The 24618-nt window shown below is 48.9% G+C and carries 25 protein-coding genes, 1 tRNA gene and 1 pseudogene; 18 read left to right on the top strand and 9 right to left on the bottom strand.

Going from position 1 to position 24618, the window contains the following annotated elements; translation table 11 throughout:
• Positions 1-359 (bottom strand): hypothetical protein (locus K384_RS09085; protein ID WP_038031578.1); only part of this gene is annotated, 359 nt, incomplete at its 3' end.
• A 189-nt stretch (positions 360-548) separates the two neighbouring features.
• Here K384_RS09085 and K384_RS14010 point away from each other — a divergent pair.
• The 11 genes and pseudogenes from K384_RS14010 to K384_RS09035 form a co-directional block, all read left to right on the top strand.
• Positions 549-803 (top strand): annotated as a pseudogene (locus K384_RS14010) (phage integrase N-terminal SAM-like domain-containing protein); the annotation flags it as partial.
• A 63-nt stretch (positions 804-866) separates the two neighbouring features.
• Positions 867-1409: a tyrosine-type recombinase/integrase gene (locus tag K384_RS14005; RefSeq protein ID WP_456243267.1), complete on the top strand. Its 543-nt coding sequence runs from the start codon at positions 867-869 to the stop codon at positions 1407-1409.
• A gap of 114 nt (positions 1410-1523) precedes the next feature.
• Positions 1524-1599: transfer RNA gene (locus K384_RS09075), tRNA-Glu, on the top strand.
• A 183-nt stretch (positions 1600-1782) separates the two neighbouring features.
• Positions 1783-2829 carry an acyl-CoA reductase gene (locus K384_RS09070; RefSeq protein WP_038031616.1) on the top strand — a complete coding sequence of 349 codons (1047 nt, stop codon included), beginning with the start codon at positions 1783-1785 and terminating at the stop codon, positions 2827-2829.
• A 47-nt stretch (positions 2830-2876) separates the two neighbouring features.
• Positions 2877-3845, top strand: coding sequence for a deoxyhypusine synthase family protein (locus K384_RS09065; RefSeq protein WP_038031574.1), 969 nt, complete (start codon positions 2877-2879; stop codon positions 3843-3845).
• 320 nt (positions 3846-4165) lie between these two features.
• On the top strand, positions 4166-4921 hold the full coding sequence (locus K384_RS09060; RefSeq protein WP_038031572.1) for a C40 family peptidase: 756 nt from the start codon (positions 4166-4168) through the stop codon (positions 4919-4921).
• Positions 4922-4933: 12 nt separating this feature from the next.
• On the top strand, positions 4934-5437 hold the full coding sequence (locus tag K384_RS09055; protein ID WP_038031570.1) for an HNH endonuclease: 504 nt from the start codon (positions 4934-4936) through the stop codon (positions 5435-5437).
• An 83-nt stretch (positions 5438-5520) separates the two neighbouring features.
• The gene (locus K384_RS09050; RefSeq protein WP_038031568.1) at positions 5521-6462 is read left to right on the top strand and encodes an NAD(P)-dependent oxidoreductase; all 942 of its coding nucleotides are present in this window, start codon (positions 5521-5523) and stop codon (positions 6460-6462) included.
• 4 nt (positions 6463-6466) lie between these two features.
• Entirely contained in the window at positions 6467-6769 is a 303-nt protein-coding gene (locus K384_RS09045) for a hypothetical protein (RefSeq protein ID WP_038031566.1), read from the top strand.
• A gap of 14 nt (positions 6770-6783) precedes the next feature.
• A complete protein-coding gene (locus K384_RS09040) occupies positions 6784-8160 on the top strand; it encodes an HTTM domain-containing protein (RefSeq protein WP_038031564.1) in 1377 nt (458 codons plus the stop codon).
• Between the two features lie 108 nt (positions 8161-8268).
• Entirely contained in the window at positions 8269-8649 is a 381-nt protein-coding gene (locus tag K384_RS09035; RefSeq protein WP_038031562.1) for a response regulator, read from the top strand.
• Positions 8650-8717: 68 nt separating this feature from the next.
• Here K384_RS09035 and K384_RS09030 read toward each other — a convergent pair whose 3' ends face one another.
• Positions 8718-9377, bottom strand: a complete 660-nt coding sequence (locus tag K384_RS09030; RefSeq protein ID WP_038031560.1) for a CoA transferase subunit B — start codon at positions 9375-9377, stop codon at positions 8718-8720.
• 19 nt (positions 9378-9396) lie between these two features.
• The gene (locus K384_RS09025) at positions 9397-10101 is read right to left on the bottom strand and encodes a CoA transferase subunit A (RefSeq protein ID WP_038031558.1); all 705 of its coding nucleotides are present in this window, start codon (positions 10099-10101) and stop codon (positions 9397-9399) included.
• Positions 10102-10233: 132 nt separating this feature from the next.
• On the opposite strand from K384_RS09025, the gene K384_RS09020 reads away from it, so the two are divergent.
• A complete protein-coding gene (locus K384_RS09020; RefSeq protein ID WP_211245241.1) occupies positions 10234-11319 on the top strand; it encodes an o-succinylbenzoate synthase in 1086 nt (361 codons plus the stop codon).
• A 77-nt stretch (positions 11320-11396) separates the two neighbouring features.
• On the opposite strand, the gene K384_RS09015 is transcribed toward K384_RS09020, so the two are convergent.
• A complete protein-coding gene (locus K384_RS09015) occupies positions 11397-12233 on the bottom strand; it encodes a universal stress protein (RefSeq protein WP_084147180.1) in 837 nt (278 codons plus the stop codon).
• A gap of 117 nt (positions 12234-12350) precedes the next feature.
• Here K384_RS09015 and K384_RS09010 point away from each other — a divergent pair, with 117 nt between their 5' ends.
• Positions 12351-12638 (top strand): hypothetical protein, encoded by a 288-nt coding sequence (locus tag K384_RS09010; RefSeq protein WP_038031555.1) that lies wholly within the window; start codon positions 12351-12353, stop codon positions 12636-12638.
• 166 nt (positions 12639-12804) lie between these two features.
• On the opposite strand, the gene K384_RS13425 is transcribed toward K384_RS09010, so the two are convergent.
• Positions 12805-14772, bottom strand: coding sequence for a DUF7948 domain-containing protein (locus K384_RS13425; RefSeq protein ID WP_051633277.1), 1968 nt, complete (start codon positions 14770-14772; stop codon positions 12805-12807).
• Between the two features lie 198 nt (positions 14773-14970).
• Between K384_RS13425 and K384_RS09000 the strand changes: the two genes are divergently transcribed.
• Genes K384_RS09000 through K384_RS08990 form a run of 3 tightly spaced genes read left to right on the top strand, consistent with a single transcriptional unit; the run spans position 14971 to position 19075 of the window.
• The gene (locus tag K384_RS09000; protein WP_038031553.1) at positions 14971-16245 is read left to right on the top strand and encodes a 5-methylcytosine-specific restriction endonuclease subunit McrB; all 1275 of its coding nucleotides are present in this window, start codon (positions 14971-14973) and stop codon (positions 16243-16245) included.
• Between the two features lie 14 nt (positions 16246-16259).
• Entirely contained in the window at positions 16260-17996 is a 1737-nt protein-coding gene (gene recJ / locus K384_RS08995; protein WP_051633276.1) for a single-stranded-DNA-specific exonuclease RecJ, read from the top strand.
• Positions 17966-19075 (top strand): DUF4421 family protein, encoded by a 1110-nt coding sequence (locus K384_RS08990; protein WP_169737642.1) that lies wholly within the window; start codon positions 17966-17968, stop codon positions 19073-19075. Before recJ ends, K384_RS08990 begins: the two co-directional genes overlap by 31 nt.
• Before the next feature lie 21 nt (positions 19076-19096).
• Here K384_RS08990 and K384_RS08985 read toward each other — a convergent pair whose 3' ends face one another.
• A complete protein-coding gene (locus tag K384_RS08985; protein ID WP_038031549.1) occupies positions 19097-20506 on the bottom strand; it encodes a serine hydrolase domain-containing protein in 1410 nt (469 codons plus the stop codon).
• 56 nt (positions 20507-20562) lie between these two features.
• On the opposite strand from K384_RS08985, the gene K384_RS08980 reads away from it, so the two are divergent.
• Both K384_RS08980 and hslU read left to right on the top strand, forming a co-directional pair.
• A complete protein-coding gene (locus tag K384_RS08980; RefSeq protein ID WP_038031547.1) occupies positions 20563-21045 on the top strand; it encodes a hypothetical protein in 483 nt (160 codons plus the stop codon).
• A gap of 46 nt (positions 21046-21091) precedes the next feature.
• Positions 21092-22459, top strand: coding sequence for an ATP-dependent protease ATPase subunit HslU (gene hslU, locus K384_RS08975; protein ID WP_288007410.1), 1368 nt, complete (start codon positions 21092-21094; stop codon positions 22457-22459).
• Between the two features lie 101 nt (positions 22460-22560).
• Here the strand turns inward: hslU and K384_RS08970 are convergent, their stop codons facing one another.
• From K384_RS08970 to K384_RS08960, 3 genes are all read right to left on the bottom strand, one after another.
• Positions 22561-23115, bottom strand: coding sequence for an outer membrane beta-barrel protein (locus tag K384_RS08970; RefSeq protein ID WP_038031545.1), 555 nt, complete (start codon positions 23113-23115; stop codon positions 22561-22563).
• 62 nt (positions 23116-23177) lie between these two features.
• The gene (locus tag K384_RS08965; RefSeq protein WP_157630112.1) at positions 23178-23981 is read right to left on the bottom strand and encodes a hypothetical protein; all 804 of its coding nucleotides are present in this window, start codon (positions 23979-23981) and stop codon (positions 23178-23180) included.
• Between the two features lie 204 nt (positions 23982-24185).
• Complete coding sequence (locus tag K384_RS08960; protein ID WP_038031541.1) at positions 24186-24554, bottom strand: DUF3127 domain-containing protein; 369 nt, start codon at positions 24552-24554, stop codon at positions 24186-24188.
• Between the last annotated feature and the right edge of the window lie 64 nt (positions 24555-24618).

The raw sequence follows: 24618 nt of genomic DNA, 5'->3' as shown, positions 1-24618 counted from the left end.
GTAGTATTAGGAATACGCTTGGCATGATTAACCGCAATAAACTTAGGATAAGCAGACCAATTAAACGCATCCCAACCTATACGCTTAATCTCACAGTTGCCCGGTGCAGCATTCGCTGCCTGATAAAAGCGAAAACCTTTGTCATCCGGCTTCTGCGAAGACTCCAAAACACCACCCCCGCGAGGATCATTCCACGAAATAATGTACTCCCCGGTTTGAACATTCCTAAATTGAACCTGTTTGTAAGATTTTAAATCACCTAATGTTTCCAACTTAACAAGGACCTGTGCCTTCATGAGTCCTACACTTCCCAAAAGAAAGAGTAGCATTAAAGAGATTGAGGTATTTAAAGTTTTCATTTGTTTAGATTTTTTGAGGTTAAACAAAAGCTTGTTGACTCACAAATATACTTTGTATTCTGTGCCCAAAGACCAAAAGTTCGCTTTATAAAAATGCACAAAAAACAAGGATAAAGCCTTATGTTATTTGGCTTGCTACATCTACTCCTTTTATTTTTGTAGGATAAGAAGTGTTATTGCGAACATGTTATGAATGACTTATTAAACTTTTCTGATGTTATTCAATTTAGACAGCAACTCAAAGCATTAAAATATGCTCCTGCCACCATTAGGGCATACTGTTGTTGCCTAAGCAAGTTTCTTACAGCATTTCGACATAAAAGTATCAGTACGATAACCGATAGCGAAATTGAAGCTTATATTCTTTCTTTATTAGAAAGAAAAAAGTACTCTCCCTCCTATATAAGGCAATTAAGAAGAGCAATTATCTGTTTTTTCAAGCTTAGATACAAAAGGAATCTATGCATCTGCACCAGTTATAAGATTCGACATAAAAGCACTCCACCTGTGATTAGCCAAGCAGAGATAGAAGCAATGCTTTTGTGTGCAAACAGTTTAAAGCAACGTTGCATAATATTGTTTCTTTATGGAACAGGAATACGCCTAAAGGAACTGATAGAGTTAAAAATAGATGATATAGATTTTAAGAAGCAAGAATTGCATATACAAAGCGGTAGCTATCCGCGCTCTGTTCCTATCCCTAAAAAAGCTATAAATGATTTGATAAGATACTGTCAAACATATCTTCCGAAAAAATATCTGTTTGAAAACCAGAAACACGAAAGATGTTCAGCGCGAAGCATTCAGAAAAGTATCAAAGCAGCAGCAGCGAAAGCGGGGGTAAGAAAAGAAGTTTCGCCACGTCTATTGCGTTACAGTTTTGCAATTCACTTGTTGAGATATGGCATATCCCCTCAATATGTAAAACAATTACTGGGAATCACCTCCCTCAATTCGTTATTCTGCTACAACCCGTATGCCCCTTCTAACTTTGTACGCCCCCCTTCACCTTTGGATATTGAAACGATCGAAGTCAATTCACATAATTAACTGGTAGTCTATAAAATAACTCTCAAACCAACTATAGGCATAAAAATTTTTTCGCTTTTATGTTTGGATTATTGAAACCACTTGCCGTATATTTGCATCGTCAATCAGGGCAATGGCCCGTTCGTCTAGCGGTCTAGGACGCCACCCTTTCACGGTGGAAACACGGGTTCGAGTCCCGTACGGGTCACCAAAAACAACAAAAAAGCTTCCCTTCATGAAGGGAAGCTTTTTTTATTCATGAGCTGCACTACCGGAAAAGCCACCGCAAACAAACAGGCTTTTTCGCAGCAGAAGAAAGCATACGCTTCCATCAAAATAAGAATAATGCTGTAACTTTGCCGGTAACGATTCTTTACGTATTTTATCCATGAGCATGAACACCCAACCAACAACCCTAACCTTAGCCCGGCGTGTAGAAGCCTTTGTGCAGCTGGGGCAACATTTGAAAAACCTATCCGGTACTGAGAAAAGCACTCTTTTTCAAAGTATAGAAGCCCGCAACCCTTGGTTTACTCCCGAGAACTTGGACTTTGCGCTCCGCGCCTTGGAACAATACCTCGATGCTACTGCTTTGCAAACATGGCTACAACCCTACCTGCCGTTGCTCGAGCAAGCACGCCCTGCCCTGCCTGTGGGCGTGGTAATGGCCGGCAACATACCGGCAGTAGGCTTTCACGACTTGCTGTGTGTGCTATTAAGCGGGCACAAGCTCTTAGCCAAGCTCAGCAGTGATGACGAGGTACTCATGCGCTACCTTATTGAACAACTTTGCCGCATAGAACCCGCCTTCAAAGACTTTATAGAATTACCCGAATTCATCAATCAGGCTGCTGCCTATATTGCTACCGGCAGCAACCACTCCAACCGGTATTTCAAGCACTACTTCGGCAAAAAGCCCCATATCTTGCGTGGACATCGCAATGCCGTGGCTGTCATCGACGGTAAAGAAACGCCCGAAGACTTCATGGAGTTGGGCAAGGATATTTTCCGCTATTTTGGTTTGGGATGCCGCAATGTGTCAAAAGTATATGTGCCAAGAGGCTATGACTTCGAAGCCTTCTTTGAAGGCATAGAGCCTTATCGCGACATCATTAACCATCACAAATATGCCAATAACTACGAGTACAACAAAGCCGTCTTCTTGGTGAAGCCTGTCGCACACATGGACAATGGCTTTTTGCTGCTGCGCGAAGCCCCCGAGATTGCCTCTCCGGTGGCTGTTCTGCATTACGAATACTATGACGATGCCGCCGCACTGCAGGAAGATCTGAATAAGCAGGCAGATGCCATTCAATGCATCTTGAGTCGCGCAGGTCATTTTCCCGGTACCATTCCTTTTGGGCAAGCCCAAACCCCACGCCTGAACGATTATGCCGATGGCATAGACACCATGCAGTTTTTACTCACTCTTTCCAATTAGCTTAGCTTATCTTCACTTCCTTTAAATACTTTTAAAAAACGAAAACTATGGGAGCAATCACCGATTTTATCGAAAAACATTATTTGCATTTCAATGCAGCCGCTCTGAAAGACGCTGCCCGTGCTTACAAGAAGCACATCGACGAAGGTGGAAAAATGCTTATCTCCTTGGCGGGGGCAATGAGTACCGCCGAGCTGGGCAAGTCCTTGGCTGAAATGATACGCCAAGACAAAGTAGCCATCATCTCCTGCACCGGTGCCAACCTCGAAGAAGATGTTATGAACCTGGTGGCTCACAACCACTATGAGCGCATTCCGAACTGGCGTGACCTCACCCCCGAAGAAGAGCAGGCCTTGCTTGAAAGAGGCATGAACCGTGTAACCGACACTTGTATTCCCGAAGAGGAAGCCTTCCGCAAGCTGGAAGACCGCATCTTGAAACTGTGGCAAAAAGCACAAGCAGAAGGCAAACGTTATTTCCCCCACGAATACTTTTATCAACTGATATTGAGCGGCGAACTGGAAAACGACTACGAAATAGACCCCAAAGACAGCTGGATGGTAGCCGCAGCCGAAAAAAACCTGCCGATTGTAGTACCCGGCTGGGAAGATTCCACCCTCGGCAACATCTTTGCCGCCCACTGCATCAAAGGCGACGTGCGCCCCGACGTGGTGAAGTCAGGCATTGAATACATGATGTTTTTGGCTGACTGGTATCAAAAGAACAGCGGCGGCAAAGGCGTCGGCTTCTTCCAAATAGGTGGCGGCATTGCCGGCGACTTCCCCATTTGTGTGGTACCCATGCTGCACCAAGACCTGCAAATGGAAAACATTCCTGTATGGGCTTACTTCTGTCAAATATCTGACTCCACAACAAGCTACGGTTCTTATTCCGGTGCTGTACCCAACGAAAAAATCACTTGGGGCAAACTGGCCGTAGACACGCCCAAATTCATCGTAGAGTCGGATGCCACGATTGTAGCACCGCTTATCTTTGCTTACGTTTTGGGCTGGTAAACACCCATAAAAATTGACTGCAAAGCTCGCTTAGCTCCGTAAGTTTTCAAAACCTTGCGGAGCTTTTGTTTTCGATGTTTGTCATATCGAACAAAGCGGAGCGGAGATTGAGATTTCTCGCTGCGCTCGAAATGATAAGGAGAGTACCCGGCCGAACGAAAGCGATTCAGAAGCCTCTTTGCTTTTACCCGGCGCTAACAAAAACTTTACAAAAGGAACTTGCATCATTCACAAAATAGTTTTATACTTGATTTAGAAAACATTAAAATACAAAAGTATTCAAGACGCCACCCTTCAAATATGGAGCCTGCACGCTCAGCGTGGTGCCCCTGCGAGCTGAGCCTACAGACAGAAGCGAACAGGTATCGCAGCTGTTGTTTGGCGATGTTGTCTCTGTTCTTGAAATGTCGGACGACGAAAAATGGCTCCGCATCCAACATGTCTTCGACGGATACGTAGGCTGGATAGACCTGCTGCAGCTGGCTGCCATCTCCGAAGAAGAATATTTGCGCCTGCAAAGACACCCGGCACCGGTGGTGGCCAATATCTGCCATTTCCTGCACAACAACCGGCGGCGGTTCCCCGTCACCATAGGCTGCTCCTTGCCTTTTTACGAGCACGGTAAGCTCTACCTCGCCGGTGAGCATTATCACTTTCAAGGCGAAATTTACGACACACAATATCCTAAAAGCCGCGGCTTTGTGATGCAAGCTGCCCGGCAGCTTTTGCATGCCCCCTACCAATGGGGTGGGCGTAGCCCCTTCGGCATTGACTGCTCCGGCTTCGTGCAGCTGGTCTTTAAAATGGCCGGCTACCGCTTGTTGCGCGACGCTTATCAACAAGCCGAACAAGGGCGCATGCTCGATGGCCTTTCGCAAGCCGAGCCCGGCGATATCGCCTTCTTCGAACGCAACAAACGCATTGTGCACGTAGGCATCTTGCTCGAAGATCGCAAAATTATTCATGCGCGCGGCTGCGTACGCATTGACCTGCTCGACAATACAGGCATTCTGGATATACAAACTCAAACCTACTCGCACCGCTTATCGCATATAAGCCGGATTGTGAGTACATAAAACCGCAAAGCCATGGGCAAGGTACTCATTCTGAACCAAGACTACAGCGCGCTGACTGTCTGCTCGGCACAAAAGGCGTTTATCTTGCTGTATCTGCAAAAAGCCGAGCTGGTAAAAGAAAATCCACGGCAGAAGTTACGCAGCGTAAACCATGCCTACCCCATGCCGTTGGTCATACGGCTGCACCGTTACGTGCATATCCCCTACAAAGGAGTAATGCTGAGCCGTCAGAACATTTTCCGCCGCGACGGCTACCGCTGCCAATATTGTGGTGCCAAGCAAGACCTTACACTCGACCATGTAGTGCCCCGTTCGCGTGGCGGCAAGTCATCGTGGACCAACTTGGTGACAGCCTGCAAGCGCTGCAACAACAAAAAGGGCGACCTGACCCCCGAAGAAGCAGGCATGCCCTTGCGTCGCCAACCCTACCGCCCTTCTTTTGTGATGTTTTTGCGCAGCCTTTCAGGGCCCGTTTCTGAGGCATGGATTCCTTTTTTGGGCGGGCAGGAGGTTTAGCTTACTGCCATTGAACAAAGCCGCTCAAAAGTTTGTAATTTGCATCTCAGTCACAAGAGCCATCATAAAAAACAAATTTGGTTATGCGCTTTTTGATTGTGGATGAGATGCATCCCTCTATTTTGCCCTTACTTGCCGACTTGGGTATAGAAGCCGACTATGAGCCCGGTATAGACTACCGGCAAGCCAAATCGGTCATCCGTCAATACGAAGGCTTGATTATCCGCAGTAAGTTCTTTGTAGATGCAGGTTTTCTTCAGGCTGCCCCACGCCTGCAGCTGATAGCACGCGCAGGCTCCGGCTTAGATAATATAGACCTGGTAGCTGCCCGCCGGCAAAACATACATATCATCAATGCCCCGGAAGGCAACCGCGATGCTGTTGCCGAGCATGTCATAGGCATGCTGCTGGCTCTGATGAATAAAGTGTGTTGGGCAAACCGGGAAATCAGACAATGGATATGGCAACGCGAAGCCAATCGTGGTGAAGAAATACGGGGCAAAACGGTGGCTATCATAGGTTATGGCAACACGGGGCGTGCCCTTGCCAAAAAGCTAAGCGGCTTTGAGTGCCGGGTGCTTTGCTACGACCACAAACTTACTGCCTATGCCGACAAATATGCCATGGAAGTAAGCATGGATGAAATATGGGATCAGGCAGACATCGTGAGCATCCACTTGCCACTTACCGAAAAGACACGCCGGCTGGTAGATTATGACTACCTCAAGCGCTTTCGCAAGCCTGTTTATTTTGTAAATAGTGCCCGTGGTGAAATTGTGGTATTGCGTGACCTGCTGAAAGCCCTGCAAGAGGGAATTGTCCGGGGCGCTTGTCTTGATGTGCTGGAGTGTGAAAAGTTCGAGCGGCTTACCGAAGAACAAAAACAAACACTTGAAGCACTGTTTGCCTTACCGCAGGTGTTGTTTACTCCCCACGTAGCCGGCTGGACGCGCGAGTCCTATGTGCGTATCAATGAAGCTTTGGTCAAGAAAATACGTATGTTTTTGCAACAGTCAAATCAATAACGCAATGAGAAAAATCATTGGCAGCCTGTTTGTTCTTCTTCTACTTTGCGGTTGCTCGTCGGAGCAGCGTGCCGCCGAGGCATGGGCCGACTGGCAGTGCCGTTATACCCGCACTCTCCGGCTGTTTGCCACCGCCCCACCCCCACAATCCGACAGCCTGTGGCAGGTGCTGCGCCAGCTGGAAGAGGAACGCCTCACCCATGCCATTGATTTAAAAAACAGTTTGGGCAACGAAGCACTCAACCCCGATGCCTTCCGTAAGCTCGACAGCTTGGCCGCTGCCCTGGCAGAACCTTGTGTGGAATAAAATAAAGCACTTGTATGCAGCTAAAAAAAAGTCTGTGGCATGCTATCAGCCGCCCCGTGTCCGTGGCTCCTCTGGCTACTTTTCGTTTCATCTTTGGCGTTGCCATGTTTATCAGCACCCTGCGCTTTCTGTGGATGGGCTGGGTGTACGACCATTACATAGCACCTAAACTGCACTTTCATTATTTTGGCTTTGAATGGATAGAACCGGCACCCGCGTGGGCACTGTATGCCATCCATGGGCTGATGCTGCTTGCCGCCTTGGGCATGGCTTTGGGGTATCGCTACCGCCTGTCGGCTGTTTTGTTTTTTCTATGTTTTACCTACACCGAACTCATCGACATCACCTATTATTTGAACCACTACTATTTTGTGAGTCTGGTGTCTTTCGTCATGATATTTTTGCCGGCGCATTACAATTATTCGCTCGATGCCCGCTTGGGCAAAGTGCAGGCAGTGCGCTATGTAGAACGCTGGCAAGTAGGTATTGTGCGTTTCTTGCTGGCCATGGTCTATTTTTATGCCGGTGTGGCAAAAATCAACGATGAGTGGTTGTTGCATGCCCTGCCTTTGCGTATTTGGCTGCCTGCTCACAACGACATGCCGCTGCTGGGTCCCGCCTTCAACTACCCGCTCACTGCTTATGTGTTCAGCTGGGCAGGCATGCTCTACGACACACTGATTCCCTTCTTCTTGCTCAACAGGCGCACACGCCCCTTTGCCTACATAGTGGTATTGTTCTTTCACGGCGTAACCGGCTATCTGTTTCAAATAGGCATGTTTCCGCTCATTATGAGTGCTTCGGTGTTGGTGTTTTTCTCTTCGGAGTGGCACGAAAGGCTGTGGCAGCGCTACCTGCCCGGCTGGCAAGTAGCTACACAGGCATTTCGCCCGGCCTCTTTTCCCCGCCTGCAATATGCTTTCTGGGCATTGTTTGTGTGTTTTCAAGTGCTTTTCCCTTGGCGCTATTTGCTTTATCCGGGAAACCTGTTCTGGAACGAAGACGGTTTTCGCTTTTCTTGGCGCGTGATGCTCATAGAAAAAGCCGGTACTGCTACTTTTTTTGTGCGTGACCGCCAAAGTGGGCATGAGTGGGTCATCGACAACCGCGAGTTTTTAAATACGCACCAAGAAAAGCAAATGGCCATGCAGCCCGATTTGATTCTTCAGTTTGCCCACTACCTGCATGATTATTACGAAAAACAAGGGGTTGCCGATCCCATCGTGCGTGCCGAGGTGTATGTAACCCTCAACGGGCGCCCCAGCAGCTTGTATTTTTCGCCGGATTTGGATTTAAGCCGCCTCGAAGACAGCTGGGCGCCACGTCGCTGGCTCTATCCGGCGCCTCCCTTGCAAGAGCCGCCTTTTCAAGGGATTTTAAACATTTTTTAAAGACACGGGCACTCTTGTAATATTTTTCATGCTTTTGGTGAGACATTTAAAAATAAAATTTCGTTTTTTGAGTAGTGAAATTCTCATGACTCACAAAGCCTGACTACTATGAGTTCAACTCCCGTATATTGCCTCATTGATGATGATGAAATCAGCAATTTGATTAGCGCTACCATTATTCAGAAAGTAACAGGTGCCCAAGTAATCACATTCACTCGTGCCCTGGAAGCACTTGAATACCTTCAGTCTGCAGAACGCCTCCCCGATGCCATCTTTTTGGATATCAATATGCCGGAAATGAACGGATGGGAATTTCTGGATGCGGTCGAGCAACTGCCCGGCGACATCAAAAATGCTCTTCAAATTTACATGCTTAGTTCTTCTATAGACATAGAAGACCAACGAAAAGCCGAAACATACCGGCTTGTAAGAGGCTATATTACCAAGCCTATCTCACCGGATAAAATGGTGGCTACCGTGAGCAACTAAATGCAAACATGCCGGTGCGTTCTCTCACCGGCATGTAAGATTTTTCCTGGTTGGTGTTCGATGGGTTGTCAGAACTGCATTTCGGGCACTTCGCCTTCCACAATCAGTTTTCCTTCAGTTGCTTGGCGTATATAATCAACACTTACACCAGGGGCCCGTTCTTTTAAGAGGAAACCACCTTCCGGCAAAATATCCAAAACAGCCAAGTCCGTAACTACCTTTTTCACGCAGCGCACGCCCGTAAGCGGCAAGGTGCACTTTTTCAACAGCTTCGATTCGCCGGTTTTGGTGGTATGCTGCATGGCCACAATGATATTTTTGGCGGAAGCCACCAAGTCCATGGCGCCGCCCATGCCCTTTACCATCTTACCGGGAATTTTCCAGTTGGCAATATCGCCGTTTTCCGACACCTCCATGGCACCCAGCACAGTCAAGTCGATATGCCCCCCTCGAATCATGGCAAAACTTTCGGCAGAGCTGAACAGGGCAGCGCCGGGCACCATGGTAACCGTCTCTTTACCGGCATTGATAAGGTCCGGGTCTTCCTCCCCTTCATAGGGATAGGGCCCCATGCCCAGCAAGCCATTTTCCGATTGCAACACCACATGGATGCCTTCGGGTATGTAGTTGGCAACCAAGGTAGGAATGCCAATGCCTAAATTCACATAAAAGCCGTCTTGTAGTTCGCGGGCTATTCTTTGAGCTATTTGTTCTTTTGTCAGAGCCATAATTTCGCTGGGTTTTGAGTTATGCATTGCGTGGACGTACGGTGCGGCGCTCGATGCGCTTTTCATAATTTTTGCCGTGATAGATATGCTGCACATAAATACCGGGCGTATGGATTTCATTGGGATCCAACTCGCCGGCGGGCACCAGCTCTTCTACTTCGGCAATGGTAATTTTGCCTGCCGCTGCCATCATAGGGTTGAAGTTACGGGCAGTCCCTTTGTAGATGAGGTTGCCCATGGTATCGCCTTTCCAAGCTTTGACCAGGGCATAATCGGCACGCAACCAACGCTCCATCAGGTAGAGCTTTCCGTCGAACTCACGCACTTCTTTGCCTTCGGCTACTTCGGTGCCTACGCCTGCCGGCGTGAAAAATGCCGGTATGCCGGCACCGCCGGCGCGAATGCGCTCTGCCAAAGTGCCTTGTGGGATGAGTTCTACTTCCAGCTCGCCACTCAACAGCTGACGTTCGAACTCCTTATTTTCACCTACATAAGAAGAAATCATCTTACGTACTTGCCTGTTCTTGAGCAAGATGCCTATACCGAAATCGTCCACACCGGCATTGTTCGATATGCAAACCAAATCTTTCACACCACTGCGTGCCAAAGCAGCGATGCAATGCTCGGGAATGCCGCATAAGCCAAAGCCGCCCAACATAAGGGTAGCCCCGTCGGGAATCTGTGCAATCAGGGCATCTAAGTCGTGTACAGTTTTATCTATCATGATGCTTGCTTGTTTTAGTATGGCTAATATGCAAAGTTTTATTGAAAAAAATCAATTTTATAGTACTTTCTTTGCCGGCTTGGGCATTTTTTTATCATTTCGCAACTTTGCTTTCACCTAAACCGCCAGAACATGCGCTATCAACTGATTCCCTATACGCTGCACTTTAAATTCAAAGCCGGTACCTCGAGAGGGTATCTCACGCAAAAAACCTCTTACTTTATTGTGCTTACCGACGAACAGGGGCGACGAGGCATTGGTGAGGCTGCTCCCGTGCCAAAGCTCAGCCCCGACGATACGCCGGCGCTTCCTGCTCAAGCCCATGCTCTTCTCAAGGCCCTATGCCGGGCCTCTTTCGACTCGCTATCTGCTGCTTTGGAATGGCTGGCACAACACTGCCCCCCCAATTTCCCCTCCCTGCGTTTCGGTGTGGAAACAGCACTACGCAGCTTGTGGAGTAAGCATCCTTTCATCCTGTTCGATACGCCTTTTGTGCACGGGCAACAAGGCATTCCCATCAATGGCTTGGTATGGATGGGCGACCTCGATTTCATGCAAAAACAAATAGAAGAGAAGCTGCAACAGGGCTTCCGCTGTATCAAGATGAAAATAGGAGCCTTGGAGGTGGAAAAAGAGTTGGGTTTGCTACGTGAACTGCGGCAACGCTTCCCTGCCGATGCTCTTACGCTGCGCGTGGATGCCAACGGTGCCTTCGGTGCAGAAGAAGTCATGCCCGTACTCGAAGCCCTTGCAGCCCTCGAAGTGCACTCCATAGAGCAGCCCATTCGCCCCGGTCAGTGGGATGCCATGGCACACTTATGCGAAGTGAGCCCGGTAGCTATTGCACTGGACGAAGAGCTGATAGGCGTTCACACGAAAGAAGAAAAGACGCGCTTATTAAAACATATACGACCTCCTTACATCATCTTAAAGCCCGGCTTGGTGGGTGGACTTCAGGCAGCAGATGAATGGATACAAGCCGCCAAACTGACGGGAACCGGCTGGTGGGCTACCTCAGCGCTGGAAGCCAACGTAGGCCTGAATGCCATCAGTCAGTGGACGGCTACTTTTGCACCGGCTCTGCCACAGGGCTTGGGTACAGGGCAGCTTTATCATAACAATGTGCCGCTGCCGTTGTCTATTGCCAACGGACATTTATACGCCCGCTTCGAGCGGCATGCATCCATCGATTTCGATGCTTGGTTCAACGAAGCATAAAAAAACAGCGGAAGCACAAGGTGCCCCCGTTGTTTCATGTATCCTCACTATATGGAAAGTGCTATTGCAGCTTTGTCTTACGCATGGATGCTCAATAAAGGGACTTCTGTCTTAAAGAGCATCCGGCGCGTATGACTTTTATCGAACAAGCGTTTAAACACAGATTGTTGATGCGGAATCATTACCAGCCAGTCTATATTATGTGCCTGCACATAACGTTCAATGGCTTCTTCCGGCGATTCTGCTTCTTCCAAATGGTAGTCGTGGCGGTATTTTTGGAAGTATCGGTCCAATAGTACGATGGCTTCTTCTTTTTCGGGTGTCAGCTCTTTTTCAGGCTTTTTCACGTGTATGATGTGAATGGCGGCATCGAAGCGTTCGGCTATGTATTTTATCAAACGCATACCGGCTTTGTTGATATCAACTTGCCGGCAGTCGGTGGCAAAAGCAATATGAAATACGCCCCGGAAAGCAGCCTGCGGCGGAACCGCCAACACAGGCATATCTTTGATTTCATCTATCAAAGTAGTGGTAACTGTGCCCAGCCATCTGTCCAGCGCCCCACCACCACGCGTGCCTACAATCAAAAGATCATGTGGTTGTTCCAAAACAAAATCCTTTATTGCTTCCACCACAAAGGCCCGTCGCAAAATAAAAGACACGTTCACTGATGGGTATTGAGCACACAACGCCTTTACCTCTGTTTCCATTTTCTGCCGTGCTTCCTCTTCCAAAGCCTCAACCGAAAGCGGGTCAAAAGCCATGCCTTCGCCCAGTGCTGCCACCGGCACATGCCACGCATGCAGCACGCTCACCTCTGCCCGCAAGAACTTGGCAAGCTCCAGGGCATAAAGCAGTGCATTTTGTGCCACAGCAGAAAAATCAGTTGCGACTAAAAATCGTAGCTTTGCCATTGTTATCCTGTCGATGTACTTCAAAAGTAGCAGAAGAAGTGTCAACGGCAAATGACTTTTATCAATGTTGAAAGAAAAGCAGCGGTTCTGTGTTTGTCTTTATAAAAAAGAGTAGTTATGAACGACATACAATCACTGATTCTTGAAATAAGTGCCAAAATAGAGGCTGCCCGCCGGCAATTGGTAGAGGCCTCAATAGACACCACTCAGAAAAAGAAGCGGCTGCAGATGCTGCGCGCCGTACAACAAGAATGGCAATTGCGGGTAGAGTGTTACCGGCGTGCCTGCCACGACCTAAGGTCAGCAGAAGAAGGAAAGCAACTCCCCTTTCCCTTGGAGCACTACGAGCGGCAAAAGGAAAAAGAAGAGCGTATCATACGGCGCATTGCCGGTTTGTTTCAATAATTACGGGGAAAAGCGTAGCCAGTCCGGCAGATGGGGGTTGCATTTGCTATTTAAACTACAAGTTCGCTTTTATTATAAAACAGACTGCCCCAAAAAGACAGTCTGTTTTATAGCTATTTAAAGGGAAGCGTTCATTCCGGCTACGCTCAATGCCTTGCGTGATGTATCACTTACAGTCCAGTTTGATTACAAAAGCATCACCACTTCCCCCGTACGTAGATTGGAATGCACCGGGCGTTACATCATAATCAGTACAATTTGTCTCTCCCGTCACGTAAGCATTCCCGGCAGCATCTACGGCTATGCCATTGCCTCTATCTCCCTCTCTGCCTCCAATGTAGGTGGAATACACCAAGGCCGTGCCCGTAGCGTTCAGTTTCGTGACAAATACATCATATACATCATAATATCCTCTACCTTTCCATGTCTGAAAAGCACCGCGCGTCACAGGGTAATTGGTAGAATTTGTCGCTCCTGTCACGTAGGCATTCCCACTGGCATCTACGGCTATGCCATAACCACCATCTCCCTCTCTGCCTCCAATGTAGGTGGAATATAGCAAGGCCGTGCCCGTAGCGTTCAGTTTCGTGACAAATGCGTCACCATAACCTCTCCCTTTCTTCTTAGTCTGAAAAGCACCGCGCGTCACAGGGTAATTGGTAGAGTTTGTCCATCCCGTCACATACACATTGCCGGCAGCGTCTACGGCTATGCCACCGCCTATATCATTCTTGACTCCCCCGAGGTAGGTGGAATATACCAACCTCGTGCCCGTAGGGTTGAGTTTTGTAACAAAAACATCCCTATTATCATATCTCCCGCCATGCGTGGTTTGGAAAGCACCAGGGGTAGTATCGTAATCGTCAGAATTTGTCCATCCCGTCACATAGGCATTCCCGGCAGCATCTACGGCTATGCCGCTGCCTTCATCATTCCCGACTCCCCCGATATAGGTGGAATACACCAAGGCCGTGCCCGTAGCGTTCAGTTTCGTGACAAATACATCATCATAATATTCTCTTCTACCTTCATACGTAGTCTGAAAGGCACGGGGTGTCACAGGGTAATCGGTAGAATTTGTCCATCCCGTCACATACACATTGCCGGCAGCATCTACGGCTATGCCACCGCCTACATCATTCTTGACTCCCCCGAGGTAGGTGGAATATACCAACCCCGTGCCCGTAGCGTTCAGTTTCGTGACAAATGCATCAAGACCTCCTCCACTATACTCATTCTGAAAGGCACCGGGCGTCACCTCATAACTGATAGCCGACGCTGTACATCCCGTTACATAAGCATTTCCGGCGGCATCTACGGCAATGCCCATGCCTTTATCCTTACTGCCTCCCCCGAGATAGGTGGAATATATTAAGGGGTCTATAATTAAGACTTGCGTTTTGTCATAGCTGCCTAATGCTATTTGCCATACTTCACCCTTTTTCTCAAAGCGGCTTTCTATGGTTTTACTGCCCTGGTAAGTGTATAAGTCGCTTATCTGCACTTCGCCAAAACGGGTAGTGTAAATCAAATCTTTGCCTTTTACATAAGCATCGTATTGCCCGCGTAGCTTAATCTGTATAATTGAAGGGTCAGCACCGGGGTGTACTACGTAATCATACCGCAAATAGCCCTTATCAAAATAGTAACGTATGTCTATACCCGGATACAGGTCTTTTACAAGCACTTCTTTGTATAAAGCCACATTGCTTGCATGTTTGGCAGGGTCATTGCCAATAAAGTAATTGTAATAAGCACTCTGCTTTTCTCTGCCTTCCACAGCAGGCTGGGGGTTGGCGCCCAGATAATCCATCAACACACGGTGCCCCAACAGGGTGTAATCTTCCGGGTTGTGGTCAAACTTACCGCGTGACTGTTCTGCGCTTTGCATGCGAAGGCTTTCCTTCTTATCCAACCGGTAGAAGGTATAATTCACACCTCGTTTGGTAATCCATACGTCCAATCCGCCCATGCGGGTCAGGTACAAGACTTCCGCAGGCCATTGCCCTTTGTTTTCAATAAAGAATTGGTGACCCGCTTTGCTTAATGCCTCTTGGGCATCTATTTGCCGGGCATATATGTGCATACTCAACAACACGGCACATAGAAAAAAGAAAAGACGTGTATTTTTCATAGGTCTTACGGTTGAGATGAGGTAAAACTAAGGCTAAAAATAAAAAAAACTTCCTGCCGGAAACTTCATTTTTCTCTTCTTAAGCTTTTCTGCGGGAAAGATGATTATTTTCCGTCATTGCAAAAATCTGCGGGCAGCGCACTCGACGGGTTCAAAATATTTAGCTATTTTTAAAGTCACAGGAAGACAAGTGGTGCCATGGAGATGAACACGGGCTATAAAATCGAAGATTTCTACTATCCTATCCTTCGTATCATGCAGGACAGGCGCAGCTTGCAACGCCCGTCGGTGATTGTGCAGCAGGTCATCAACCGCATGCATGTTGCCGACTCGGTGGCGCCCGAGTGGTGGAACCATGGATTACGCCTTCAGGTAAAAAATAAAATACGTAAAGCTTTTGCACATTTGTGTATAGCAGAGCTTGCCCAACGTACCACCAACGTTTTGCCCCAATGGCTGCTGACGCCTAAAGGCGAAAGATTCAAAGACGACAGCAGCGCGCTCATTCAGCAAGTGCGTTTGGCTTTGCGCAGTCACAAACAAGAGCTTGGCTCTTTTGGCGTAAGCCCTGAAGGGCACCTTATTCCCAACAAGCCGCGGGTCGTACGCCGGCTCAGTCCCCGCTTACCCAACATACATAACCTGAATACGCTCTTTTACGGTGCCATTGCCACCGGCAAAACACGCGAAGCCATCAAGTTGGCTGTGGAGCTGGCCGGCAAACACCTTAGCAAGAGCGAACGGGAGCAGAAGCAGCTGCACGACTTCCTGGGCGGGCAAATAGAGTTTTTAGTTCTGCACAAAGGCATTGGCTATGAGCAAATGGTCCTGCACTTTTCGCCCCATACACAGTCTTGGGAAGACGGTTTTTTGTTGCGGCTGGCACGCCGTGCCGAAAAAGAGCCGAACAAGTCTTTTGTGTTGCTGCTGGAAGGCATCGAACGCACTTCCATAGAAAACCTTTTCGGTGAGATGCTTTTGCTTTTCGACCCGGACAAACGCATAGGGCAAGCCAACCCTTTGAAAATAGCCCTTCCTTCAGGCGAATATGTGGGCTTGCCTGCCAACTTGTATCTGGTAGCCACCATCGAAGACATACGCCAGGCATGGCAACAGATGGCTCTGTATGCGCGCTATTTTGAGCTGGTGGAGCTCACCCCCCGCTATGACCTCAGTAGTGTGGCTTACAGCGACTTTTTATGGGCACTCAACCAAGAGCTGCTGCGCAAGAAAGGTGAATATTTTTTGATAGGGCACACTTTTTTCCTGCAAAGCAATCAGAATTTCAATTTTCTGCGTGTTCTCAACCGCCAAATCATTCCCTTGCTCACTGCCTATTTCGAAGGTAACCAAGAAGCCGTGGCCTGCCTGCTGCAGCAGGCTTTTCAGCAAGCCCCTTCTACACACGGGCGCTTCGAAGTGACACGCCACTTGCAAGGAAGCGTGCAAGTAAGCCGCATAGAGCACCCTTAATAAAAATAGCAATCATGCAGTGGATACTCAAACCACAACCTTCTGCCCGGCAGCTGCAAGCGGTCATGCGGCAACTGCACCTCAAACGGCTGCCTGCCTTACTTTTTGCCCAAAGGGGCATAAACACTGCGGAACAAGCCCGCGCTTTCTGCCGTCCCAAACTCAGCGACCTGCACGACCCTTTTCTGATGCGGGACATGTACACCGCCGTGGAGCGCCTGCATTGGGCCATACAGCAACAGGAACCCATTTTGCTTTATGGCGACTATGATGTAGATGGCACCACGGCCACCGCCATGATGTACCGTTTTTTGAAGCCTCTTCACCCGGCACTGTACTACTACACCCCCAACCGGCACATAGAAGGCTATGGTGTTTCCATTCAAGGTGTGGACTATGCCATTGCCCATGGCTGTAAGCTGATGATTACGCTCGATTGTGGCATCAAAGACTTTAAAGCCATAGAATATGCCCGCAAAAAAGGTATCGACGTGATAGTGTGCGACCACCACTTGCCCGGCGAGCGCCTGCCCGGTGCCAAAGCCACGCTGAACCCCAAACGCACCGACTGCCCTTACCCCTACAAAGAGCTGTCGGGCTGTGGTGTAGCCTTCAAACTCATGCAAGGCTATGCACAGGCCTATCGCATAGATGAGCGGCATTTGTATGCAGGCTTGGACTTGGTGGCGCTTAGTATAGCCTGCGATATTGTGCCTATTCAAGGCGAAAACAGGACTTTGGCTTACTTTGGTTTGAAAAAGCTCAAAAAAAGTCCGCTGCCGGGCATCAAAGAGCTCTTGCAAGTAGCCGGCTTTGCCATAGACCGCGATTACAGCATCAGCGACTTGGTTTTTGGTGCCGGTCCGCGCATCAATGCTGCCGGAAGGCTGGAACACGCACAGCTGGCTATTGAGCTGCTTATAAGCGATGACCCTGCCGATGCCTACGACAAGGCGCTATATATTCACCGCCTGAACCAAGAGCGTAAACAACTGGATGAAAAAATCACTGCCGAAGCCCTGCAGATGATTGAAAAGCTGCGCAAGCAAGGTTATGAGAGCCATGTGCTCTTTCACAAGCATTGGCACAAAGGCATTATCGGCATCGTAGCTTCGCGCTGCATAGAGCAGGTTTATCGCCCCACGGTGATACTGACCGAATCGAATGGTAAAGCGACCGGCTCGGCACGCTCCATCGCAGGCTTTGACTTATACCGTGCCATAGATGCATGCAGCGATTTGCTTGAAAGCTACGGGGGGCATGCCCATGCGGCCGGCTTAACCCTTAGCTTGGATAAAATTGCTGCTTTCAGGGAACGTTTTGAGCAGGTGGCACGCCAACAGCTCAGGCAAGTAGAACCGGAACCCACGCTCGAAGTAGATGCTTTTGTATCGCTGGCCGATTTAGACCAAAGCACCGAGCGCATTATCAGCGAGCTGGCACCCTTCGGACCGGGCAATGAACAACCGCTTTTGGTCAGCCGTGTGCAATTGGCCGAACCGGCGCGTACCGTCGGGCAAGAGGGCAGCCACCTGAAATTGCGCGTTAAAGAAGACACTTCGGCCGTCTTTGACGCCATCGCCTTTCGCATGGGCGAATGGGCATCACAACTAACACCCGGACAATCTTTTTATATTTGCTATCACCTGGAACAAAACGAATACAGGGGCAACAAAAGCCTGCAGCTGAGAGTCAAGGATATCAAAGTAGAAGCACCGGCATGGGAGAAAGAAACGTTTTCGCCGTCATAGTTTTTTTATTCGCAATCATGGCAAACCAAGGGCATGCCCAAGATGCTGCCCCGGCCGACACCCACCACTGTCACCGTAAGGTGTTTCCGGTGGATACTCAATACATTGAGCGCGACGTCAACCGCATGATGGTAGAGTATTTTATAGACAACCGCGGCTATAGCTTTGAGCTGAAAAGCAGCGCTAACAACGGCAATTACCTGGTACGCTGGACCCCCAACGTTGCGGGCGTCCACGGCTTTCGCTTTTCTTATCGTAGCCTTACCATAGGCGTAGGCTTCAAGCTCCCCCTTTCCGAGTTTAATGCCCGTAACTACGGCAACACCGACTATTCCAATCTGACAGTGGCTTTCAATAAACCCAAAATAGCCCTGCTGGGCAGCTGGCGCCGCTATCGTGGCATGGTAGATTTAAACTCGCCCGACTACATGCCGCCTTATGCCTATTACAAACAAGCCGACCTGACTGCCGGCAGCCTCACCCTCAAAGGCAGCTATATTTTCTCGCCTGAACGCTTTTCTTATAAAGCGGCTTATATCTACACCGAACGGCAATTGCGCAGTGCCGGCTCATGGCTGCTCAGCGGGGCATTCAACCTCTCGCGCTTACGGGGCGACTCTTCCATGGTACCGGATCCCATACGCAGTAATTTCGGTGAAAATGGCGGACTGCAAGAGATTCAGCGCCTTTACCTGGGCATGGGCGGCGGCTATGCCCACACTTTCGTGTATCAACACTTTCAACTCTCACTCCTGCTCAACCTCGGCCTTGCCCTGCAGCCTATGCGCTACTACCTCATGCAAAGCAGCCAATGGCAGGCGGCCAATCAAATAAGCCTTTATAGCGACTTAGGCGCTTCGTTTTCCTACAACCGCCCACAATGGTACATCGCCCTGCAGGGACAGGTTTTTAACGATGGTTTCCGCATCGACGACAACATATCGGGCAACACTTCGCAACTGTGGTTTTCGTTTAAGGTGGGCTGGCGCCCCCTTGCACCCGCTTTTGTGCGACGGGGCGAAGACTTCTTCTTTCATACGCTGCAAAAGCTGAACCCTTTCAAAAACAAGAAGAAATAAAAACCTCCCGGCCGCTCCGGCTTATGGTGTGGCAGCAGCTTCTATCTTTGCTTTCAAGGCCGGATGATAAGGCAGGATGCGAAAAGCCGCCTTGTAGCATGCCAAGGCACGCTCTTTTTGATTGATTTGCATGTAGGCGTCGCCTATCAGCTCCAAAGCAGCCGGCTGCTGTTCGTAAAACAACAAAGCCAGCTTCAAAATCATCTCCACCATATCGTGCCGCCCGTTTTTCCAACAGAAAAGCGCCAAACGCGTAAAGTCGGAAGGCAGCAACTCTGCCTTTCGCATGGTCTTCAGCCGGTTGAGTTGCTCCATAACGAAATTCAGCTGCCCTTGCTTCCAGGCAGCAAGCAGCGTTTTGTAAGGCGAATCATAGGACTCATAGCCCAAAACATGCAAGGGCAAAGGCTCAACCGGAAAACTTGCCCGCAAAATGCTTTCTATGATACGAAAACCCTTTTCCGAATTCACCAATACGACCATGCCCCACCCTTTTGCGGGCACGCCCATCATGTAGTTTTTATAATTGCCGTAGTCGCCCCAATGCCAAAATACGGGCATGCCTTGCCAATCATAGACGCCCACGCCCAAGCCCCACTCAAGAGACTTCAGTGCCCCGGTGCGTGCACTGCTGTGCGGGCGAAGCATCAGTGCATGCCATTCCGGCTTCAAATACCGGGGCTTCAGCATTTCTTCCAAGAAACGCGCATAATCGGCCGCAGTCGTAAGCAAACTATGATGGGCACCTGCTTCGGCATGGCGCCGCATATGTGACGGATAACCGTTTTTCCAATGGCCACAGGCGGCATTGCCCAAAAAGCGGCTACGAAACACAAAACTGCTCCGTGACATCCCCAAGGGCTCAAAGACGTATCTTCCGGCAAGCGTTTCAAAGTCGTCGCCCGTTAGTTTTTCACATACTTTTTGTAAAAAAGCAAATCCTTGTCCGGAATATGAGAGGTCGCTACCCGGTGAAAAAGCAATGGTCAGCTTACCGTAGCGCCCATTGGGCAAACCCGAAGAGTGGCTAAGTACATGCTTGGCTGTGATAAGATACCAACGCCTATCAGTAACAGTTCCCCCTGCGAATGCCTGCAGTTCTGCCGGCGACAGGTAGTCTGCCAATGGCTTGTCAAGGTCTAAAATACCCTCTTGTGCCAGGCGCAAAGCGATATATCCGGCTACGGGCTTGCTCAAAGAGGCGGCTTCCATCACAGTCGTATCGGTCAAGGACTGCTTGGTTCTTGCATTGGCCCAACCGAAGCTTTTCACCCAATAGGTTTTTCCGTCTATAAGCAACGCCAGCGATACTCCTTCCACCTGTGCCTCCTGCATCAGTTGCTGTACCCGCATTGTCAAATAAGTGGTATCGGGCTGAGCAGCCAGTAAATGTACAGTCAGCAAGCAACACAAGCGCAGAATTCTATGCATAATAGTTTGAGCGGTTCGTTCGTTTTCCTTAAATTAAGGAAATTTAATTGAAGCATATGCCTTTAATATTTGGAAAACACCTTGCCGGCAACCTGCTGATTGTCTGTGTGGCATTCACGGCTGCTGCTCAAAACAGTGTACCACTCGTCACCATCTACAATCAAAACACCCCCATCGTTTACATAGAGAAACACCAAGACGAATATGTATTTTACCGCGTGCAAGATGGCAGCTGCTTGGGGCGATGGGACGGTAAACAGGTATATGTGGCACGCAGCCATGTAGTCAAAGGGCACCTGACAGACGGGCAGCTGTTCGATGCCCAGCAGCACTTGCTTTATTTGGTGGAAGAAACCGCTGATGGCGCTTTGTTGTTGAAACACCCTTTAAGTGGTCCCTGCTACAGCATACAAGCCGGCATGCCCCTCCTGCCCGGCACCCGGTATTATTGGCAATGGCACATTGCCTCGCCCGGCCGGCCGCTTCTTTATGCCGTGCTCATCTACTTTGTATATTTCATGCCAGCCCCACTGTGTTAATGCTCTTTGAAAAGTGTATCTTTGTATTTGTTGAAGCTTTCAAACTATGAATGAAGTACCCATGATAATGAACGAAAACAATTTCCCTACCCCTCATCAAATTGTAGCCGAACTGGATAAGTATATTATTGGACAGAAAGAAGCCAAGAAGCATGTAGCCATTGCTTTGCGCAACCGTTGGCGCCGCATGCATGCCCCCGCCGAGATTCAGGGCGAAATCATGCCCAACAATATTTTGATGATTGGACCCACCGGTGTGGGCAAAACAGAGATAGCCCGGCGCCTTGCCCGCTTGGCCAACGCCCCTTTCGTGAAAGTAGAAGCTTCCAAGTTTACGGAAGTAGGTTACGTGGGGCGTGATGTGGAAAGCATGGTGCGCGATTTGGTGGAGCAGGCTGTCAATATGGTGAAAGCACAAAAGCAGGAAGAGGTGAAAGCCAAAGCCATGGCGGCAGTCGAGGAAATCATCTTGGATGCCCTGATTCCCCCACTACGCTCGGGCGCTTCTTCCGAAGACCGGGAGCTGAATCAAAAAACACGCGAACTCTTTCGCGAACGGCTGCGCCGCGGCGAACTCGACGACAAAAAAATAGAGATTACCGTATCACAACCGGCAAGTGCCAATGTGGGCGTCATGGGACCCGGCATCGACGAGCAAACCCTCCAGAGCTTGCAAGAAATGCTGGGCAGCATGATGCCCAAAAAAAGCAAGCGCCGCAAGCTGACCATAGCCGAAGCCCGCAAGCTTCTTTTTGAAGAGGAGTCATCCAAGCTTATCGACATGGACGAGGTGAAAGAGGAAGCCCGGCGACGTGCCGAAGAAGCCGGCATCATCTTTATAGATGAAATAGACAAAGTGGCTTCCAGAGGCAGTGAACGAGGACCGGACGTCAGCCGCGAGGGCGTGCAGCGCGACCTGCTGCCCATAGTAGAAGGCTCTACGGTGGCCACCAAATACGGACCTGTAAAAACCGACCATATTCTGTTCATTGCAGCCGGTGCCTTCCATCTATCCAAGCCTTCCGACCTGATTCCCGAATTGCAAGGGCGCTTCCCTATTCGTGTAGAGTTGGAAAACCTGACTCAAGAAGATTTTTACCGTATTTTAAAAGAGCCCAAAAATGCACTTACCAAACAATACGAAGCCCTCTTTGCTGCCGAACAGGTAGAGCTGCATTTTCAAGACGAAGCTCTGCGCCGCATTGCCGAGATTGCCTATGAAATCAACAACGAAATGGAAAATATAGGGGCCAGACGCCTGCAGACAGTCATGACCCAACTGCTCAATGACTTTTTATTTGACATACCGGACAAAATTCCACCTTATGCCAAGGTGATGGTTACTGCCGACATGGTCAACGAGCGCCTGCAGGGGCTTATCAAGAACCGCGATTTGAGTCAATACATTTTATAAAGCCGGGCGGCACACGTCAAAAAAGGGCACCCCGTAAAAGAGGTGCCCTTTTTGATATAAGAGGTTCTATATGTGGCAAGACATGTGCCTACGCTTGACAATTAAAAGTAGGTCTGCAAGCCAACGCCTATAAGCAAGCCGTTTCTTCCCTGCTTAAGGTCTTTGTCATCGGCATTCGACAGGGCATAACCGCGGAAACGCAACGCCGGCTCAATGGCCACGTGGTTGTTTACAAAGAAAGCAAAGCCGGCTCCCAAAGAGTATCCCAAACCGTTATAAGTGGTGTTTTTGCCAAATTTTTGGCTTGCATAGCCCACATATCCTTCAAAGAAAAGGTTCATAGGCAAGTAAAAGCGGGCGAACGGTCCCACACCTACGGTGGTGTATTCGTGATCACCTTCCACACTGCGTGTGAAAATATCCATAGCCAAACCGAGGGCTATTTCATCGGATACAAACATACCCACCGAAGGATTGAAGTTGATCTCGGTAAACTTCTGCTCGGTACGTACCAGCGTATTGCCGCTACGCACTTCGCTGTACTCCTTACCGAAGTTGATGCCGAAGCTACCGCCTGCCAGAATAGTACCTTGACTGATTTGCGCCATGGCAGCTGTGCTCCACAAGCACGTTAACAGTAACCATACTTTTTTCATAGTTGCTTATGTTTTGATGGACATGCGAAATAAGTCATTTCTTTTCATCCATACAATAAGCGCTAAAAAGAAGCCAAGGCGGTCATCATCTTTATTTTTTCGCTGCCGGGTGCCTTGGGGAGTTCAAAAAAGAAGGCCAGCTCTTTGTCACTGTTTTCCGAATAATATACCTTTCCACACAAAGCCATGATGTAATAATGCGCCGCATACAGCTCTGATTCGTTATCTGATGAAAACAGCCGCTTCCCTTTGCCATTGCGGGCAGGTTTGGCGCCCAAAACCGCTAATTTCACTTCTACCAGTTCCTCCGGCTCCTTGTCCGTCAGCGTAATGTGGACGGTCTGTCTTTCAGATACAGACTGAAGGATATGCCCTGTCAAATTGTGCATCACCTTGTCTAAAAAATACTTATCTACCAGCACATGCAAATGCGCTTTAGGTGAAGGCAGCACATCCACAATCACCTGAATACCGGTTTTGTGCCGGCGCATACGGGACGCATGCTTTTGCATGTAAGCCACTAAGTCGAGCAGTGCCAAGTGGTGGTCCGAAGAAAACTCTTTGATTAAGTAATCTCCATCGTGCCGGGCGTCATCCAATATCTTTTGACATTCGGCAATAGAGCGCTCCAAAAGTGAAAAATATTCGCTATCAAAACCAAGAGGCGACATGCGGTAGTGCTGCTTCATGATTTGCGCCAGTGCTTTCATCTCTATTAAGATACTACGCAAACGGTACTGCATGCCGGCATACACCTCTTCATATCCATCACTCAAATACAACAGCTCATCGTGCCGGTGAATAAAGCTTTCTTTTTCTTTGCGCAAGCGTGCTACCGTTCGCTGCAGAGTTCTATAGCGAGCCAAGCCGGCTAAAAATGCTATCAGCAGAAGAAGGGACAAGAAGCTTGCCAGGAGAAAAAGACTATGAGGGTTCATTATATGATAACGGTAAAGATGAGGGTTTAGTTTGTATTGCAATCCATTGAAAGAAAATAAAATAACCTCAAATAAAAATGCCGGAAGCAATCGTTTACTCCCGGCATAGAAGCATTGAGGCGCAAAGCGTTTTTAAAAGGGCAATTCTTCCTCGCTGTCATCAGTAAAAGCAGCGCCTGTGGGGTAGTCTTCTTGCTCTGCGGCAGGCACGTAGTCCTGCTCTTGCAAGCTTCGCCGTTGCAGGGCATAAGCAGTTGCGTCGGTGTACCATCGCCCGTTGTACTCGCGCGAAGCCACTTGAAAACGCACTTGCACCAGATCATTCAGCTCGCAGCTATCCAACAAATCCACTTTGTCATTCCAGAGCAAAAAACAAATTTGTTTTGGGTAAGCATCTTGTGTTTCTATAACAAACTCGCGCTTGCGCCATTCGCCATTGCGCCCCTGTCTGGTTTGCACCTCACCAATAAAAATCAATTTTCCTTTTACTTCGAAACTCATATTGTTTGATATTTAACTTAACCAATGGAAAACGAAAATAAACAAAAACGAGGGTTTTACCTAT

Source organism: Thermonema rossianum DSM 10300, from assembly GCF_000426825.1.
Taxonomy (GTDB): Bacteria; Bacteroidota; Bacteroidia; order Cytophagales; family Thermonemataceae; genus Thermonema; species Thermonema rossianum.
The sequence above is the reverse complement of the archived record's forward strand: the minus strand, read 5'-3'. Positions and strand labels throughout refer to the sequence as shown.